16 protein-coding genes and 1 pseudogene are annotated in these 17150 nt (G+C 67.9%); 10 read left to right on the forward strand and 7 right to left on the reverse strand.

The genetic code is table 11. From position 1 onward, the window contains the following. Window positions 1–130 precede the first annotated feature (130 nt). The 4 genes from MJ797_RS01135 to MJ797_RS01150 all read left to right on the forward strand — a co-directional run bounded on the left by MJ797_RS01135 (window position 131) and on the right by MJ797_RS01150 (window position 4466). Entirely contained in the window at window positions 131–1270 is a 1140-nt protein-coding gene (locus MJ797_RS01135) for a MoxR family ATPase (RefSeq protein WP_239330595.1), read from the forward strand. Further along, window positions 1267–2301 (forward strand): DUF58 domain-containing protein, encoded by a 1035-nt coding sequence (locus MJ797_RS01140; RefSeq protein WP_374581122.1) that lies wholly within the window; start codon window positions 1267–1269, stop codon window positions 2299–2301. The genes MJ797_RS01135 and MJ797_RS01140 overlap by 4 nt, the downstream gene beginning before the upstream one ends. Beyond that, window positions 2298–3257 carry a VWA domain-containing protein gene (locus MJ797_RS01145; RefSeq protein WP_239330598.1) on the forward strand — a complete coding sequence of 320 codons (960 nt, stop codon included), beginning with the start codon at window positions 2298–2300 and terminating at the stop codon, window positions 3255–3257. The genes MJ797_RS01140 and MJ797_RS01145 overlap by 4 nt, the downstream gene beginning before the upstream one ends. A 237-nt stretch (window positions 3258–3494) precedes the next feature. Then, on the forward strand, window positions 3495–4466 hold the full coding sequence (locus MJ797_RS01150; RefSeq protein ID WP_374581124.1) for a phytoene/squalene synthase family protein: 972 nt from the start codon (window positions 3495–3497) through the stop codon (window positions 4464–4466). A gap of 198 nt (window positions 4467–4664) precedes the next feature. On the opposite strand, the gene MJ797_RS01155 is transcribed toward MJ797_RS01150, so the two are convergent. Next, entirely contained in the window at window positions 4665–7355 is a 2691-nt protein-coding gene (locus MJ797_RS01155) for a hypothetical protein (protein WP_239330601.1), read from the reverse strand. A gap of 1425 nt (window positions 7356–8780) precedes the next feature. Between MJ797_RS01155 and MJ797_RS01160 the strand changes: the two genes are divergently transcribed. From MJ797_RS01160 to MJ797_RS01185, 6 genes and pseudogenes are all read left to right on the forward strand, one after another. Continuing rightward, a complete protein-coding gene (locus MJ797_RS01160) occupies window positions 8781–9686 on the forward strand; it encodes a glycosyltransferase (RefSeq protein WP_239330604.1) in 906 nt (301 codons plus the stop codon). Further along, window positions 9638–10309 (forward strand): DapH/DapD/GlmU-related protein, encoded by a 672-nt coding sequence (locus MJ797_RS01165; RefSeq protein ID WP_239330607.1) that lies wholly within the window; start codon window positions 9638–9640, stop codon window positions 10307–10309. Before MJ797_RS01160 ends, MJ797_RS01165 begins: the two co-directional genes overlap by 49 nt. Next, on the forward strand, window positions 10285–11376 hold the full coding sequence (locus MJ797_RS01170) for a glycosyltransferase family 2 protein (RefSeq protein WP_239330609.1): 1092 nt from the start codon (window positions 10285–10287) through the stop codon (window positions 11374–11376). The genes MJ797_RS01165 and MJ797_RS01170 overlap by 25 nt, the downstream gene beginning before the upstream one ends. A 91-nt stretch (window positions 11377–11467) precedes the next feature. Further along, a complete protein-coding gene (locus tag MJ797_RS01175) occupies window positions 11468–11698 on the forward strand; it encodes a ribbon-helix-helix domain-containing protein (protein WP_239330611.1) in 231 nt (76 codons plus the stop codon). Then, a pseudogene (locus MJ797_RS01180) lies at window positions 11685–12033 on the forward strand (type II toxin-antitoxin system PemK/MazF family toxin). The gene MJ797_RS01175 and the pseudogene MJ797_RS01180 overlap by 14 nt, the downstream one beginning before the upstream one ends. Before the next feature lie 71 nt (window positions 12034–12104). Beyond that, window positions 12105–12212, forward strand: coding sequence for a WD40 repeat domain-containing protein (locus tag MJ797_RS01185; RefSeq protein ID WP_374581166.1), 108 nt, complete (start codon window positions 12105–12107; stop codon window positions 12210–12212). 6 nt (window positions 12213–12218) lie between these two features. Here MJ797_RS01185 and MJ797_RS01190 read toward each other — a convergent pair whose 3' ends face one another. From MJ797_RS01190 to MJ797_RS01215, 6 genes are all read right to left on the reverse strand, one after another. Further along, window positions 12219–12521 carry a lycopene cyclase domain-containing protein gene (locus MJ797_RS01190; protein ID WP_239330613.1) on the reverse strand — a complete coding sequence of 101 codons (303 nt, stop codon included), beginning with the start codon at window positions 12519–12521 and terminating at the stop codon, window positions 12219–12221. Next, window positions 12518–12895, reverse strand: a complete 378-nt coding sequence (locus MJ797_RS01195) for a lycopene cyclase domain-containing protein (RefSeq protein WP_239330616.1) — start codon at window positions 12893–12895, stop codon at window positions 12518–12520. Before MJ797_RS01195 ends, MJ797_RS01190 begins: the two co-directional genes overlap by 4 nt. Window positions 12896–12912: 17 nt before the next feature. After that, window positions 12913–13599 carry a thiamine phosphate synthase gene (locus MJ797_RS01200; RefSeq protein ID WP_239330619.1) on the reverse strand — a complete coding sequence of 229 codons (687 nt, stop codon included), beginning with the start codon at window positions 13597–13599 and terminating at the stop codon, window positions 12913–12915. Window positions 13600–13742: 143 nt separating this feature from the next. Next, on the reverse strand, window positions 13743–14072 hold the full coding sequence (locus tag MJ797_RS01205) for an Rv2175c family DNA-binding protein (protein ID WP_239330907.1): 330 nt from the start codon (window positions 14070–14072) through the stop codon (window positions 13743–13745). A gap of 26 nt (window positions 14073–14098) precedes the next feature. Further along, a complete protein-coding gene (locus MJ797_RS01210) occupies window positions 14099–15691 on the reverse strand; it encodes a Gfo/Idh/MocA family protein (RefSeq protein ID WP_239330622.1) in 1593 nt (530 codons plus the stop codon). Window positions 15692–15783: 92 nt separating this feature from the next. Further along, a complete protein-coding gene (locus MJ797_RS01215) occupies window positions 15784–16968 on the reverse strand; it encodes an NAD(P)/FAD-dependent oxidoreductase (RefSeq protein WP_239330910.1) in 1185 nt (394 codons plus the stop codon). Between the last annotated feature and the right edge of the window lie 182 nt (window positions 16969–17150).

A 17150-nucleotide genomic window follows, 5' to 3' on the forward strand; every position in this document is an offset into this window, starting at 1 on the left:
TCTTTGCCTGGCGTCCATTCCTACCTGTTGGTTCCTACCTGTTGCCGGCCGCGCTGAAGCCATCGTTCGAAACGGCTGAGTGCCCTCGCTTCAAGTCCCGGTTCCAGGCGCTGGCTGCGAGACTGAGGCCATGGACGAACGGCACGCCCCCGAGACCGCGCCGGCCGGCTCCAGCCTCACCGCGCCCAGCCCCGGCCGGGACGGCAGGACACTGGCCAGCCCGGACACGAGCACCGATGCCGATCACCTGGAACGTGTTCTCTTCGAGATCAAAAAAGTGATCGTCGGCCAGGACCACATGATCGAGCGGATGCTGGTGGCGCTGCTCGCCCGCGGGCACTGCCTGCTGGAGGGTGTGCCGGGAGTGGCCAAGACCCTCGCAGTCCAGACGCTGGCGACAGTGGTCGGCGGAACGTTCGCGCGCATCCAGTTCACCAGCGACCTGGTCGTGTCCGACATCGTCGGTACCCGCGTGTACCGCCAGACCCGGGAGACCTTCGACGTCGAGCTGGGCCCGGTCTTCGCGAACTTCATCCTCGCGGACGAGATCAACCGCGCGCCCGCGAAAGTGCAGTCGGCGCTGCTGGAGGTGATGTCCGAGCAGCAGGTCTCCCTCGGCGGTGTCACCCATCGGCTGCCCGCGCCGTTTCTGGTGCTGGCCACGCAGAACCCGATCGAGTCAGAAGGCGTGTACCCGCTTCCGGAGGCGCAGCGCGACCGGTTCCTCATGAAGATCAACGTGCCGTACCCGACCGGCAGCGAGGAACTGGAGATCGTCCAGCGGATGGGTGTGCGACCACCCGCGGCCGAGTGCGTGCTGGACCCCCAGACGCTGCTGAAACTACAGCGGCATGCCGCCGAGGTGTTCGTCCACCACGCGATCGCCGACTACGCCGTGCGTATGGTGCTGGCGACCCGGTCCCCCACCGAATTCGGGATGCCCGAGCTTACCGGCCACCTGGCCTACGGCGCGTCGCCGCGCGCCTCGCTCGGTCTGGTCGCGGCGGCCCGGGCGCTGGCACTGCTGCGCGGCCGGGACTACGTGGTGCCCGACGATGTCGCCGCGGTGGCCCTCGACATCCTGCCGCACCGGCTGGTGCTCTCCTACGAGGCGCTGGCGGAAGGGCTGTCCACGGACGCCATCGCCGAGCGCGTTCTCCAGGGCACCCCACCGCCGCAGGTCGCGCCACGCCAGCACGGCTACTCCGGGCGCTGGACCACGAACCCGCACGGCTTTCCCGAGTACCACAACCAGGGGACAACCGCGTGAGCGCCCACCGCGCCTCCGCTGGGGCCTACGGCTCCTCCCCCGCATCGGGAACGGGTGGCCAGCTCGCCGCGGATCCGTCGATCGAACGCGCCCTGCGTCGGCTGGAACTGACCGTCACCCGGCGCCTGGACGGGCTGCTGCTCGGTGATTACCTGGGCCTGGTACCCGGATCCGGAACCGAAAAAGCCGAAAGCCGCACCTACCACGTCGGCGACGACGTCCGGCGGATGGACTGGGCGGTCACCGCCCGTACCACCGTCCCGCACGTACACGACCTCATCGCCGACCGCGAGCTGGAGACCTGGGTGCTCGTCGACCTCAGCGCCAGCCTGGAGTTCGGCAGCGTGGCCTGGGAAAAACGCGACCTCGCGATCGCCGCCGTCGCCGCGGTCGGCTACCTGACCGCACGCGGCGGCAACCGGCTGGGAGCGTATGTGCTCTCCGGTACCGGCCCGCGTGTACTACCCGCCCGTACCGGTCGCAACAACCTGCGAGCGCTGCTACGGACCTTGCTGGCAACACCGCGTACCGCGCTGGACCGCCCGGCCAGCGCGCCGGACGTCTCCGCGGCGACCGATCTGGCCGCGGCCGTGAACGGACTGCGCAATCCGCCCCGGCGCCGCGGCCTGACTGTCGTGATCTCGGACTTCCTGTCGACGGACATGTCGTGGGAACGGCCACTGCGCGCGCTCGCCGGACGCCATCAGGTACTTGCCGTCGAGATAGTCGATCCGCGCGAGCTTGAGCTCCCGCGGGTCGGGCTGCTCACCGTCATGGACCCGGAGACCGGCGCGATGCTGGAGGTACCGACCTCGTCCCGCCGGCTGCGCGAATCCTACGCCCGCGCCGCCGCGGCGCACCGCCGCGAGACCGACGCCGCGCTTCGCCGGGCCGGCGCCGCCCACCTCGTCCTGCGGACCGACACCGACTGGCTCGCCGACATCGTCCGCTTCGTCCTGGCCACCCGCCGCAGCCGCGGCGCGGGCAGGCGTCCGCCGGTCACGGCCCGGCCGGCTGGGCCGGCACAATGACCTTCCTCGCCGGCCACTGGCTGTGGCTGCTGCTGGTGGTCAGCGCGCTGGCTGTCGCCTACATCGTGCTGGCGCTGCGCCGGAAGGTCTACGCGGCCCGGTTCGCCAGCGCCGGGCTGCTCGCGTCGGTGCTGCCCCGGCGCCCGCAGTGGTGGCGCCGGCATGTCCCGGCCACCGTCCTGTTGCTCACGCTGGCCACCATGGTGTTCGCCCTCGCGCGGCCGGCAAGGGCGGATCGGGTGCCCCGCGAACGCGCGACAATCATGCTGGCGATCGACGTCTCGAATTCGATGGCAGCGACGGATATCCCTCCCAACCGGCTCGAGTCGGCCAAACAGGGCGCCGAGGCGTTCGTCAATCAACTACCACCGCGGATCAACCTCGGCCTGGTGTCGTTCGCCGGCTCGGCGGCGGTTCTCGTCCCGCCGACCACGGACCGCGAAACGGTCCGCTCCAGCATTCACAGCCTGCAGCTGGGTCCGTCCACCGCGATCGGCGAGGGTATCTTCGCCAGCCTGCAGGCCATCACCGTGCTGGGGGACCAGGTCACCGCGGACGGCCAGACGCCACCACCGGCGGCCATCGTGCTGCTCTCCGACGGGGAGACCCAGCGGGGACGCCCGAATTCCGAGGCCAGCCAGGCCGCTGTGAGCGTCCGGGTGCCGGTGGACACGATTGCCTACGGCACCCCGGACGGTACCCTCGACGTCGGCGGCCAACAGCTCCCCGTCCCGGTCAACGAGGCGGCATTGCGCGAGATCGCACGAATGACCGGGGGCTCCTACCACCGGGCCACGTCCGGCGACGAACTGCGGTCGGTGTATAAAAAGCTGGGCAGCTCCATCGGATACCGTACCGAGTTCCATGAAATTACCATGTGGTTTGTGGGGCTGTCGCTGTGTCTCGGCCTGACCGCCACGGCACTGTCGCTGGCCTTCTCGTCCCGAATCCCCTGAAAGGCTCCGGTGGCAGGGCGTTCGATCAGGAAGCGGCGTCCGGCTGGATGGAGCGCGAGGCGACGGAGGGAATCACCGGAGGTGCTGGGTGGCGGGCGACGAGCCGGGATATTCCCGCATCGCGCGGCGATGGATGGGCAGCGATGACGCGAAGTGCGCACCCCCAGCCCCGCGATCCTGCGTCCCCTGTTGCCGGCCGCTCTGACCCACCGAATCCCCTGGCTGGGAAGAAGCACTGTGCGTATATGTGAGCTGACCGCCGCGGGGATCACCGCGCCCGAGCTGCGGCGTTCCTACCTGGCATGCCGCCAGCTCAACGCCGCCCATGGCCGCACATACTTTCTGGCGACCCTGTTACTACCCGTCTGGAAACGGCCATACGTCCACGCGCTCTACGGATTCGCGCGGTATGCCGACGAGATCGTTGACGATCTTGACTCCATGCTCCCCGACGCCGAACGGGCGGTCTGGCTGCGCGGCTGGGGTGAGGAGTTCCTGGCTTACGCACGGTCGTGCCCAGCCGCGACCGGCACGACCGGCACGACCGGCACGACCGGCACGACGTCCGTGCTACCGGCGGTTGTCGACACGATCCGGCGGTGGAACATCCCGCTTGAGCACTTCGAGGCCTTCCTGCGATCCATGGCGATGGACCTCACGATGACCTCCTACCCGACCTGGGACGATCTGATGGTCTACGTCCACGGCTCGGCCGTGGCGATCGGCCTGCAGATGGTGCACGTCCTGGAAGCCAACGGCGCCGCGGCCCTGCCCTACGCCCGCGATCTGGGTACGGCCTTCCAGCTCGCGAACTTCATCCGGGACGTCGGCGAGGACCTGCGCCGCGGCCGGATCTACCTTCCCCGGGAGTCGCTGGATCTGTTCGGTGTGACGCCCGAGCACCTCGGCGCGGGCGTGGTGGATGGCCCGGTCCGCCGGCTGCTCGCGTTCGAGATCAGCCGTGCCCGGGAACTGTTCCGCGCGGCAAAGCCCGGCATCCGGCTGCTGCACCCGACATCACGCGACTGCGTCCACACCGCGTTCCAGCTTTATCAGGGCATTCTGGATGAAGTGGAACGCGCCGACTACCAGGTCCTGGACAGGCGGGTGGCCGTCGGGCTCGGCCGGCGGGTCGCTGTCGCCGGCCCCGGCCTCGTCCGTGCCGCCCGCGTCCGCCGCGCCACCCGCGTAACCCCGCCTGCGATCTGATGATTACGAGTGCCCGGCAACAGGGGAATGGATCAAGGAAGGGAGCTGGGGTGCGGGAGTCGCCCCGTGTTGGGCGTCGACCGGCAAGCCGGGGTACCCGCGCGTCGCGCGGCAATGGCTGGGCAGCGATGGACGGGGAGCGATGATGCGAGGCGCCGCCCGGGCGGCGCGAGCCGGACAGTCCTGTTGCCGGGCGCTCTAACTCGAGCAGGGACGCGGCCTCAGCGGCGGCTCGTCAGAATATATGAGACCAGAGCGATACACCTCATATGGAACGTCATTATTCGTCTGAAATACCCGCTTAAGGTCCGCGGCACACATGATTGCAATGTGCCGAGTGCGGGCAATCCCATTCTGGTCGAATGCAAGAATGCCACTGATCCCTTCATACTGATGAAGGTCGACAGACTGGCGAATCTGACTGTACACCATTTTCGGATTGATTTGCGCTGAATCCCACGAATGATCAATACCAACAGCTGGCCGACGGCTTGCGATATCGGTGACTGAACGCAACAAGAGGCGGGCCGCATCGTAGCCGAGGCCAACCCATTCCTGGATTGGCTTGCTTCCATCACAGAAGCCCAGCGCGTCACGGATATCATTGAGAAAGTTTATGCGTTCAGGCTGATGGGCATTTTTTAGCTGCTCGCAGAAGCCGAGCTGCCCATGGGATATATAAGCCACCGGAAGCGTGGTCGGAGCAACAGCCCGCATTTCGGCATTAGCGATGTAACGACTCACCGATCCGTCGGCCAACAGGGTCGGGAGCCTACCGCCGCAGTCGGTGTACACCCGGGAAACAAATGCGGGAAATTCGGTGTATCGGCCACCAAAGAAGACTATTCCGCCGAACTTGTCAGAACAGATGTCACTGACATCTGTTCCGCTGGGCCAGAATTTTTCACTGTAATGATCTACAAACTCAGCATGTAGATCATTACGAAGAGTGTTGACATACAGGTCTTCGTCGCCACCGATGCGCACCTTGGTGCCATAGGTGTAGAAGTTGATGATCGAATCGCGATGCAGTATCTGGCTGACATAGGAATGGATCATACCTACCTCCTCCCTGTTGGACGGCGAGAGCTGCAGGTAGAGATTGGAGGCGCCGGCGATGCCATCGGCCGAGGTGGTCAGCGTGAGAGTCGGCAGCCCGACCGCGTCAAGCGACTGGAGCATGTCCTGGGTTTTTGTCCGGCTATCCAGCTGAGCTACTGCCGCGATCACTGTCGGGTCGTCATGTACCAGCCGGGCCAGCATCGGTACAAGTTTGTCAGCATGGCGTGTTTCGTCGCCGACGTTACCCACAATCACTCGTAGATATGGACTGGCCGGATTGTTATCGGCCTCATGCATAGCTCGGTACTGAGCTGCCGCTACACCTTCCAGTCCTTCCCGCTCAGCATCAAAGACTTCGTCACCAAGACGGGAGTCAGTCCTGGTGAACGCGGCAAGATAGACCAGTGTCACCAACGGCCGGTTGCGCTTGACCTGGTGGGCACTGGCAGCTTCCCGATTTTGCGCGAAAATTTTCTTCTGTACGCCTGTCAATCGTTCATCTGGTCCAAAGGCCTGTCGATCGGAGCCACTGTAACCGATGCACTGCCGATCGATATAAATAACCCGCAGCGTATCGCCACGATGAAGAGGAAGCGTCGCGCATCCAGGGTGTATCTGACCTACTATCCAAATCACGAAAGTGCTTATGAGTAAGAGTACAACCACGGCTGGCATCCAGGGCTGAGCCAGCCACGGCGGACGCGCCGGGATGACTACCGGTAACCTGTCCTTGATGTTCAGATTATTGATACCAGATACCGCTACCGGCAACAGCCACGTATCGGGATGCCCTCGTTTGCCCGCCATGGGCAGCCGGTCATGAACAGTCGAATACGCGGCATCCAGGCCCATCAACGGCACTACTCTGCCATCGGTGACGGCCTCAGCAAGTGGCGTCCCGTTCAGCGGCACATCCACCCCCCTTGTAACGATCAGCAGGGGGTCGGTCCACCCGTCACCGCGCACAGCGGTAACCGCTCGTATGAGTGCGTATCCGGCGTTGTCGGGCGCTACGGCGTCCAGCAGTATCACCGGGTACGCCGTACGCCGCCACGGTCGTAGCCGCCACGGTCGACGCCGATACTGCACCCGCAGATCTTCCAGAAACGCGTCCGTCAGGAGCCGATCGATGGCTTCGGGTTCCTCATCGGCGCGTGGACCGATAGTCAACCGCTCGGCGACCGCCAGGAAGGTCGAGGCTGGCCCAGACGCGAGGTACTGCTGCCTCCTGAACCAGCGGAACTCATGCCCTGCCCCGGGAAGTCGTCCGCTGACGAGGAGCCGCAGCGCCACCACCGGCAACACCCTGACAAACAGCGACAGCAGCAGCCCCAACCAGCCGGTAAAACCGTGGTCTAATCCGCCCTCACCCTGGCCTCCCCGCAGCCCGAACTCCCGGCGCAGCCGTCTGGCCAGCTCCCGTTGCCGCTTGGCGACCGGCACGTTGGACAGGTTCTGCGCGGTCAGCCAGTCGACCAGCGTGAAGCAGCGAAAGCGCAGCTGGTCACGGCTGAAACGACCTACCGCCAACTTTTCATGTAACTGGTGGAGTAGCGGCTGCAGCCCACTGACCTGTGTGACGTCGACGTACGTATGCGGCACACGTCGCTTGCCCGACTCGACAAACCGCCCGGCAAGTACCTTCAACGCCGAGTCCGCCGTGCCCGCATCCACCAAACACAGCACCGGTATCCGCCAGTCAGCACGGCCAAACCGGTTGGCATGCCGCGAGCGCGTCACTATGGACTTGACAAGCTGCACCAAGATCGTAAATCCGGCGAAAACCGCCATCATCGTACTGGATTCCTGCTCGTCAGTACTGCTCACTTTGCTCCCCCCGCTGGTCTCGGCATCCGTGGACCCGACAATCAATCGCGCCCTCAATCATGCCCCAGATATAAGCTGCCTGGTTGCTACCGGCCTTCATTCAAGGCACTGACAGGACGTGGTCAATGTGCCCTGTGACCCTGCGGGCTACCAGAAACCGGTCTGGCCCTGTGAGCTGGGGTGACATGCCAGCGCGGCTGCCCGCACGACGGTCAGCCACTGACCGGCAGGCTAACGAAGGACAGCCCTCAAGACCCCGTCCGCCCGCATCGGACGAGAACCACCAGCGTCAGTCACCCCGACGAAAAACTCGGCGTCGCCCGAACGCGACAGCGCCTGTTGAGTCATCCCGTCCCCCGATCGCGGACCACACCAGAACCATCACTGCCGGTGATTCAACCATAGCCCAGCGAGCCCGACATCAGAGACAGCACCGCTCGGGCGCCCCCTCCTCCGGGACTCCTCGGGTCGGAGGAGAGGGTCCGGCAGGGCCGGTGGCACGCGGTCGAAGCGCGGCCGTGGAAGGTTCGAGGCGGCCGTCCCAGCGGAGCGAAGCAGATCGTGCCGCGATCCCGGCCAGCGCCAGCCGCGCGGCGTTCGCGGTAAAAGACCCTGAAGGTAGATGGACGAGCGAGTTGCCGACCACGACAGCGCATCCAGGCTAAAATGGGCGGTGTTGGGCGGTGTCCGGTTCGCGCCCGATGCAGGATCACTCTTCAGTTAGGCATCCAGCCCCTCTGAAACCGGGAAACAGGCGGGGGTTCGGGACTGGTGCCGGGCTGGAGTGTCCTGTGGCGCCAGAGGTGCTCATCCCCCTCGTGTCGGGTTCGATCTCGACGGTCCTTGGCTCAATCGCCATAATGATCATGTACCTCTCCAGGCAGCGGACCGAACGGATCAAACACTCTCAATTAATTGATCTTGAATGAGAACGTCTTTGGCTCACCTTGGCTGCCTTCGAGCGCGGCACGACCGCTGGACAATCTGCAGATCTTGTTGGCCTGACGCTAGCGCTCCGTGGCGGGGACGACTCAGCCCGAAACAGCCCGGACGACATCGATAGCGGCGGATCAAGGCCGTCGATGCTGGGCAGTCAATCTCCATCAGGCGCTCCTTCCCCTCCTCCCTCTCCTCCCGCCTGCGCCGGCCGCAGGTAGGCCGATAGTCGCGGGAAAGTCGGTAACGGCGTTCGCAAGTGAGCGCAGCTGAACCGGATCGGTTGTCGTCGGCCGCCGCCACCGAATCAGCTGAACGGGCGGCTGTCGACAGGCTGCACCGCGTCGCTCATCGGCGTGGGTGGAGGCGACGCCGGCCAACCCGCACCGCACCCGGTCGTGCCGCACCCCGGTCGCGCCTCGGCTGGGTGACGTCCTAGGATTCGGTCGGGATATTGACGAGTCATATCCGTCAGGGGGGAGTTACCCGATGTTTCGGGTTCCGGTGGGTCCGACCCATGCCGACGGCGGGCCGAGCGGTCCGCCCGTAAGCGTGGTGATACCCGCGCACAACGAGCAGGCGGTCATCGGTCGCTGCCTGACGGCGCTGCGTGCCGGGGTACCCACGGACGCCCTGGACATCGTCGTGGTGTGCAACGGGTGCACGGACGGCACGGCGGAGATCGCCCGAACCGCCGGGGTACGGGTGGTGGAGACGCCGCGTCCCAGCAAGGCCGGGGCACTCAACCTCGGTGACGCGGCAGTGGCCTCGTTCCCCCGCTTCTACGTGGACGCGGACGTGGTCGTGCGCGGCGACGTCCTGCTGGAAACCGCGGACCTGCTCCGCACGGACGCCGCGATGGCCGCGGCTCCCCGGCTGGCCGTCGACCTGACCGGAGTCAGCTGGCCGGTGCGCAGCTTCTACCGGCTGTGGATGCGCCAGCCGTTCGTCGGCGACAGCCACGTCGGCTCCGGCGTGGTGGGCCTGAACGAGGCCGGACGGGGACGCTTCGAGCGCTTCCCCGAGATCATCGCCGACGACCTCTTCCTTTACACCCTGTTCAGTGCCGACGAGCGACGGGCCGCCCGCCCCGGCCTGGACTTCACCATCTTCCCGGCCCGGACGGTACGCGCCCACCTGCACCGCCTCGTCCGCGTCTATGCCGGCAACCGCCAGCTGGGCCAGACGGAGGCGAAACCGGAGACCGCCGCCAACGGCCGCAGCGGCTGGGCCCGGGTGGTAAAGGAAGATCCACGCAGAGCGGTCGACATACCCTGCTATGTCGGTATGGTGGTGCTGGCCCAGCTGCTGGCCCGCCGCAAGCTACGTCGGGGGGACCTCAGAACATGGGAACGCGACAACACCAGCCGGACCACCAGCGCGGGGGCGGCCTGACCAGGTCGTTACGGGCGGTTCGCTCGCTGCTCGACCCGCTGGCCTACGCACACATCCTCCGGATCGCACACTTCTACGGCTACTCGCACGTGCGGCCGCGCCGCCTGATGACCGTGGGGCCCGGGGTGCGCCTGGCACCGAACGTCTCCATCCGCAACGGCGAGCGCATCACGATCGGTGCCGGCGCCGAGATCGGCGAACGCTGCTACCTGTGGGCCGGTGACTCGACCGGCCGTATCGACATCGGTGCGCACGCGCTGTTCGCTCCCGAGGTCTTCGTGACCGCGTCCAACTACCGGACGCCGCCCGGTGTGCCCGTCATGCACCAGGACAAGGACGAACGCGACATCCGGATCGGCGCGAACGTCTGGCTGGGCGCCCGGGTGGTCGTCGTCGCGGGTGTCACGATCGGCGACGGCTGCATCGTCGGTGCCAACTCGGTGGTGACCACGTCGCTACCGCCGGATGCCATCGCTGTCGGCGCGCCAGCCCGGGTCGTCGGCCACCGCGGCGGCTCGCCCGACGCGACGCCGGCCAGCGCGACGCCGACCGACGACAAGCCCACCGGTACTCCGAGCAGCAACGGACGGGGGACAGCGTGGCCGTCGACGTCTCAATCCTGATCATTTCTTACAACACCCGCGTGCTCACCGCGGCCTGCCTGGACTCGCTGCACGCGGCACCGGGCACCGTGAGCACCGAGGTGCTCGTCGTCGACAACGCCTCCAGCGACGACACCGTCGCCGTGCTCAAGGAGCGCTACCCGTGGGTGCGGCTGATCGAACAGCCGACCAACCTCGGCTTCGCCCGCGCGGTCAACATCGCGGCGAGCGCCGCCACCGGCCGCTACGTGCTGCTCCTCAACTCCGATACGGTCGTTATCGACGACGCGGTGGGCCGCCTCGTCGCCTTCGCCGAGAAGCATCCACATCACGGCGTGTACGGGGGACGCACGCTGGCCCCCGACCGGGCTCTCGACCCCAGCTCCTGTTGGGGCGCGCCGACGCTGTGGAGCCACCTGTGCTTCGGCCTCGGCCTGACCACCGCGCGGCGCGGCTCCCGGCTGTTCGACCCTGAGGCACTCGGCGGATGGCAGCGCGACAATGTCGCCTCCGTCGGGGTGGTGACCGGCTGTCTGCTGCTGGTGCGCCGGGACCGGTTCACCCAGCTCGGCGGGCTCGACCCGCGGTACTTCATGTACGGCGAGGACGTCGACTTCTCCCTTCGGGCCCGGGCCGCCGGCTACGACCCGGTGATCACGCCGGAAGCGACCGTGGTCCACCACAGCGGCGCGTCGTCGTCCCGGCACGCGGACAAGACGATCCTCACGCTGACCGGCAAGACCACCCTCGCCCGGACCCATCGCACCGGTTGGCAGCGCACCTTCTGCCTGGCGATGCTCGCGCTGGGCGTGGCGCTGCGGGCCGGCCTCGGCGTGGCCGCCGCCCGCACCCGCGGTACCACCGGCAACCAGGGCAGCTGGCGGGCGGTCTGGCAGGCCCGCGCACGCTGGTGGCCCGGCTACCCTCCCTATCCGGCGGACGCCCCAGGCCACCTGACCACCGAGGACTCGCCTGCCGGGCTCCCCGGTGCCATGGAACAAACCGGCAGCTCAGCACAGGCTGACACGGCAGAACCGACCGACACTGTGGCAGCCGCGCCGGCCAGAGCCACCGAGCCAACTGGGTGACGCGGGCCGATGGGTGGTGGCCGGCCGAGACCCGGCCGCCACCCATCGATGCGGTAGGCACAGGGGTAGCACAATGGGTAGCATCAAAAGCATGAAGATCACTGTTAGTCTGCCGGACGACGATGTGCGCTTCATCGACGAGTTCAGTGCCGCAAGCAGCATCCCGTCACGGTCCGCGGTAATCCACCAGGCTGTTGGCCTGCTGCGGGCGGCCAGCATCGAAACCGCCTACACCGCGGCCTGGGACGAGTGGGCCGCCACCAGTGACGCCGAGCTCTGGGATGCCACCACGGCGGACGGGCTCGCCGATGCGTCGCGGTGACATCTGCTGGGTCAGCCTGGAACCAGCCCGGGGAGCGGAAGCGAACAAAGACCCGCCCCGCGGTGATCGTGAGTAATGACGCCGCCAACCGCGCGGCCGGGCGTGCCGGGCGTGGTGTGGTCACCGTCGTACCCATCACGTCCAGCACCGACCGGGTGTTCCCGTTCCAGGTCCTGCTCAAAGCCGCTGAGTGCGGGCTCGCGGTCGACTCAAAAGCTCAAGCCGAGCAGGTACGAGCGGTAGCCGCGGACCGGCTCGGCAACCGGATCGCAGAGGTCCCGCCCGCGACGATGGCCGCGCTGGACAACGCCTTGCGGCTGCACCTCGCGCTCTAGCCAGCCGCGCTTCTGATGCAACCCGAACTTCTGGAAGGTGGGCGGTCGATCACGCACAGCGACGACGGCCGCTGACCGGCCACACCGGCTGGGTGACCTCGGTGGCCTTCGCCCCGGACGGCAACACCCTGGCCAGCGGCGGCACCGACAATACAGTGCGGCTCTGGCAGGTGCGCTGACCACGGTCACCGACGTTCCAGCCGACGCCCCCAGAAGACCCACCAGGACAGTGTCTGGGTGACCAGTGCGAACCCGAAGAGAAGATCCTCGACCGGCGCATACGCGAACCTGCGGCCGATGATCGCATTCGGGTCGTACGTGACAATCGCCAAGCCGGTCAGGACACCGTTCGTCATCAACTGAAAGACGACGATGACGGCATAGGCAACCCAGAAGGCTCTGCGGGCAAGCACTCTGGTCCGCAGCACCACGAAGTCGATCAGCACGGTGGCGGCAACGCCGACGACGGCGAGAAAGGTATAGCTCACCGCTCCTCACCCAGCACCCCGTCGTCCCCCGCCGGCTCGTCTCCCGCTGGCTCGTCTCCCGCCGGCCAGCCCGTGACCGCGCGGACGGCCTCCAGCGTCAGCACCGCGCAGACCGGCACCACCAGGAAGAACAGCAGCTCCTCCAGAGGGAGACAGCCGGCCAGCAGTACCCCGGTCAACTGGCCGCGGTCATAGCCCCAGTGCCGGCGAGAGATCGCGTAGAAGTCCCAGCCAGCGAACACGGCGACCACCGGCAGCAACGTCAGCACCAGCCGCAGTGGACGCGCGTACACCCGTGTACGCAGGAACAGCTCCAACGGCGCCGTACCGACGAGGCAGGCCGCCAGGACGGCGAGGTAGCTCAGGTGCCGCACCGCGCTTGTCGGGTGAGTCAGGCCGCGCGGAGCCGGCCGCTCAAGGCCGCTGCGGCGGCACCCGGATCGGCGGCCTCGGTGATGCCCCGGACGACGACGACCCGCCGTGCGCCGGTGTCAAGGACCTCGTCGAGGGTTGTCCCGTCCACCCCGCCGGTGACGAACCACGGCTTGGCTCCGAGCACGAACGGTGGAGCGAGCCGGGCGGCCAGACGTGGTAGCTCCAGCCCGACCGGGGCCCGCCCTTGTTTGGTGGGGGTCGCCCGCACCGGCCCGACACAGAAGTAGTCCACGTCGGGATCCTCTATCGCGGCAGTGAGCTGATCAATATCGTGCGTGGACTGCCCGATCAACACGTCCGGACCGAGCAGCTGACGGGCAAGCCGGGGCGGGATATCGCACTGCCCCACGTGCAGCACGTCCACCCCGGTGAAGGCGGCGAGATCGGCCCGATCGTTGGCGCTCACCAGCGCGCCACGCCCCTGGGCGATCTCCCGCGTCACGGCAAGCCCAGCGGCCTCGGGCTGCCACTCCAGACCCTTTTCACGCAGCTGGACGACGTCCACCCCAGCGGCGAGGACATCGTCGAGAAACTCGGGAAACGCCGGCCGGAGCCCGGTACACAGGTAGAGCCGGGCATCGGCAAGCCGCACCAGCCGCGCCTCGGCCGTACGAGATACCAGCGCATCAGAATCCCGCACCATACCCATGACCTTACGTGCGACGCACCCGGCGGCACAGCATACCGGCCGCGATCGGGCCTGCCCAGTTCGTTCTCATTCTCGCGGATCAACAGCCGCATCGGCCGACGTCGACCAGCGGCGACCGGATGGTCCCTAAAAGGGCCTTAAAAGGCCAGTGCCTGAGCCCGGCGTTTGACTTCCCGGCCGCGGTTCTCCGTCAGCGCCCGCACCGGGGTACCGGGCAGGGTCGGGTCGTCCCGGAAGAGCCAGCCCATCGACTCCTCGTCGGAAAACCCCGCGTCCGCCAGCACTGTCAGCAGGCCGGGCAGACCTTTGATGACCGCTCCGTCGACGATGAAATCGGCAGGCACCCGTAGGACACCCTCGGAGCGTACGGCCAGCAGCTTGCGGTCTCGCACCATCTGACGCACCCGCGTGATGGGCACCCCGAGCCGGTCAGCGACATCGGGCAGGGTCAGCCAGTCCACGGTCAAAGTAAACACCGGGCAACAGCTCTTGGTCACGCCGGGGGGATGGGAGCCGCGCCGACGGCCGCCGATCGGGTGGCCGCCTCCATCACGGCCACCACCCGCCGGGCCGTCTCCACCAGGTATGGCATCGGCCAGCCCGACACCAGGCGGTCTGCCAGCTCGCTGTGGAAAACCGAGGGGGCGGGCGGCGGAAACGCCAGCCGGGTCCGGCTCCCGTCCCCGGTGACCAGGTTCAGCGGGCCGGGAAAAGCGTCAAGCGCCCGCTCGGAATGCCGCCCGGACCGGGCGCTGGGCCCCGCCGGCTCCGCCGTGACCTCGCTGATAATCGAAGCCGTACTACCGACGACGTGGAACCTTGGCAACGCCACCGCGGCGAGGTCGGAAATCGTGACCTGAGCTTCGGCGCCATCCGCGAAGTGGAGCAGGACCCGGGTGTGGTCAGCGTTGCTGACGTGGTGCCAGACCCGCTTGTGCGTGGTTGCCGACACCCACTCGACAGGTTCGGTAAGCAGATCGAGGACCCAGTCCAGATGGGCGAAGCCACGGTCGTAGATGACACCCCCGCTCACCCTGGTGTCGTCATGCCAGGTACCCGCGGGACGCGCGAATGCGCCCTGGAAGGTCTCCAGCCACAGCACGTCGCCGACCGCGCCAGACCGCACCGCGGCCCGCAGCGCCCGGTAACCGGGGTCGTCATGCTGGTCGGCGTGCACGGCCAGGACGAGCCCCCGCTCGGCCGCGGCGGAGATGAGATCATCAGCTTCCTGGGTGGACAGGCAGAACGGCTCCTCGACCACGACGTGCTTCCCGGCCTCCAGCGCCCGCATGGCCCACTCGGCGTGGGTATGCGTCGGTGTGGCGACAATGACGAGGCCCACGTCAGTATCACCCACCAGCTCGGCTGGATTGGCGATCCGGCGGGCACCGCGATCGCCACCACGAGCCGGCGGGCGGGATCCCCCGTCACAGACCGCGGCCATCTCCAGGCCTTCGGTCGCCTCGACGGCCAGGTGATGGATGGCGGCGGAGTCGGCCGTACCGAGCAGCCCCACCCGTACCGGCGGCGCGTCCAGGACCCCCAGGGCATGGCGCAGCCACCGTCCGATCAGTCGGTGGTAGGCCGGATCAGCCAGCGTGCGGTCGCTCGAGCCGACCGTGAACATGCCGAGCCCTGTCGACGGGCGCCAGGTGCACACCGGATGGTCCGCGAGCTCGTGGCGAACCATCAGCAGCTGCTGCACGTCATCGGCGATCTTGTCGGAAACGACCCACTGGTCGACCGGGCGGAAGGCGCCGATCCGTGCGGTGAACTCACCGCCGTCCGGCCCCGGGATCAGCCGGAGCTCGTGGACCGGCGTCACTCTCCCGGGCAGCAGCCCCAGCGCCTCGACCAGCGGGCTGTCCGGTGGCAGTGAGCGCAGCGTGGGACCGGCGAGCAACACGGGGACGGACTGCCGCGCACGGTCCAGCACGTCCTGCTCGACACCGTCGAGGGGACGGTCAATGAGCACGAGCAGCGCGTCCGCGGATCGTGCGGACGTGGGCCCAAGCCCGGCACCCCGCAGGTGGTCGCCGAGAACGCTCGCGCCGGGCAGGTTCGAGACCAGGTGAATGCGGGGCACCCAGGCACTGTAGTAATCGTCTCACCAGCATCCCGACAGGGGGCTGCCCGGAAACAGCGGCGACTCATGACCATTCAGCCCAACAGCGCGGCTCAGCCCAACGGCACCGACACGTCCGCGAACCCGGCCGGATCGATCGGCACGCCGGCCAGCATCATGCGCCGGCCACGCACGGCGTCAGCTGGGCGGCCGACCGCGACCACCCCCGTCAGCTGGCCGGCATCGTCGAACCAGCCGGCCGACCAGCCCTTGGGCTGGCTCGGGTCACCCCGCCAGACCGGCTTCGTGCCGGCCGGGCGGCGGCCCACAAACTGGATCATGCGCCCGAACTGCTCCGACCAGAAGTAGGGCACCGGGTCGTAGACCGGGGCGTCCGCCAGTGGTGAGCCCGCGGCCGCGCACAGCAGGGTGGCTGCGGCGACAACGGGTGACTGCTGGGCGCAGTCCCAGTGTTCGACCCGCATCCGTGCCGAGTAGCGCCGTGACCACCACGCGGCGCTGTCACCCACACAGACGACCGGTGTGGACCACGCGGCGGCAAGGTGCTCATCCACGACGACCCCGCGGTCGAGCGCGATCCCGCAGCCGGCGAGCCAGCCGGTGGCCGGCCGCACCCCGATGCCTACCACGATCTCGTCGGCGGGCAGCCGCTCCCCGCCGACGAGATCAAGCCCGTCCGGCTGGACGGCACGCACCGATGTGCCCAGCCGTAACGCCACGCCGGCCTGGGCATACCAGTCGATCATACGGGCGCCGACCGCCTCCCCCAGTGCCTGCGCCAGCGGGACGCTCGCGGCCTCGACGACGGTCACCGCCGCCCCCGCGGCCGCGGCGGTCGTCGCCACCTCCGCGCCGATCCAGCCCGCTCCGACCACCGCCAGCCGAAGACCGGGACGCAGGACGGCCCGTAACGCGCGAGCGTCGTCGATGGTGCGCAGGACGCGCTGCGGCCCGTCCCCGGGTAACCGCACCGGGTCGGCTCCGGTGGCGATGACCAGCCCGTCGCAATCAAGCGGACCGCGATCGGTCTCGACGCTCCCCGGCCGCAGTCCGGTAGCGCGCCGGCCGAGCAGCAGCTCGGCATCGACCTGGCCAAGGGGCAACGCGGTGTCGTCGCGACGCCCGGCGAGCACGGCCTTCGACAGCGGCGGCCGGTCGTACGGGACGTGCTCCTCCGCGCCGAGCAGGACCAGCACCCCGGTGTAGCCGGCGGCCCGCAGCTCCTGACAGGTACGCAGCCCCGCGAGCCCCGCGCCCACAACCACGATCCGCTCCATGCCAGCGAGGGTAGCCGGTGGCGACTGCGGCATATCCGCGTTTCACACCCGGCTCTCAGAGCGCGTTTGAGATCGTCATTCCGGCTCGCCGTGCCCAGGCGCCCCCTGGCTGCGTTGTCAGCCAAACCGATACAACTCATCCGGTATCGCTTCGGCCTCCCGCCTTGCCAGGGGGCGCCTGG

Source organism: Protofrankia sp. CiP3 (assembly GCF_917627345.1).
Classification (GTDB): Bacteria; Actinomycetota; Actinomycetes; order Frankiales; family Frankiaceae; genus Protofrankia.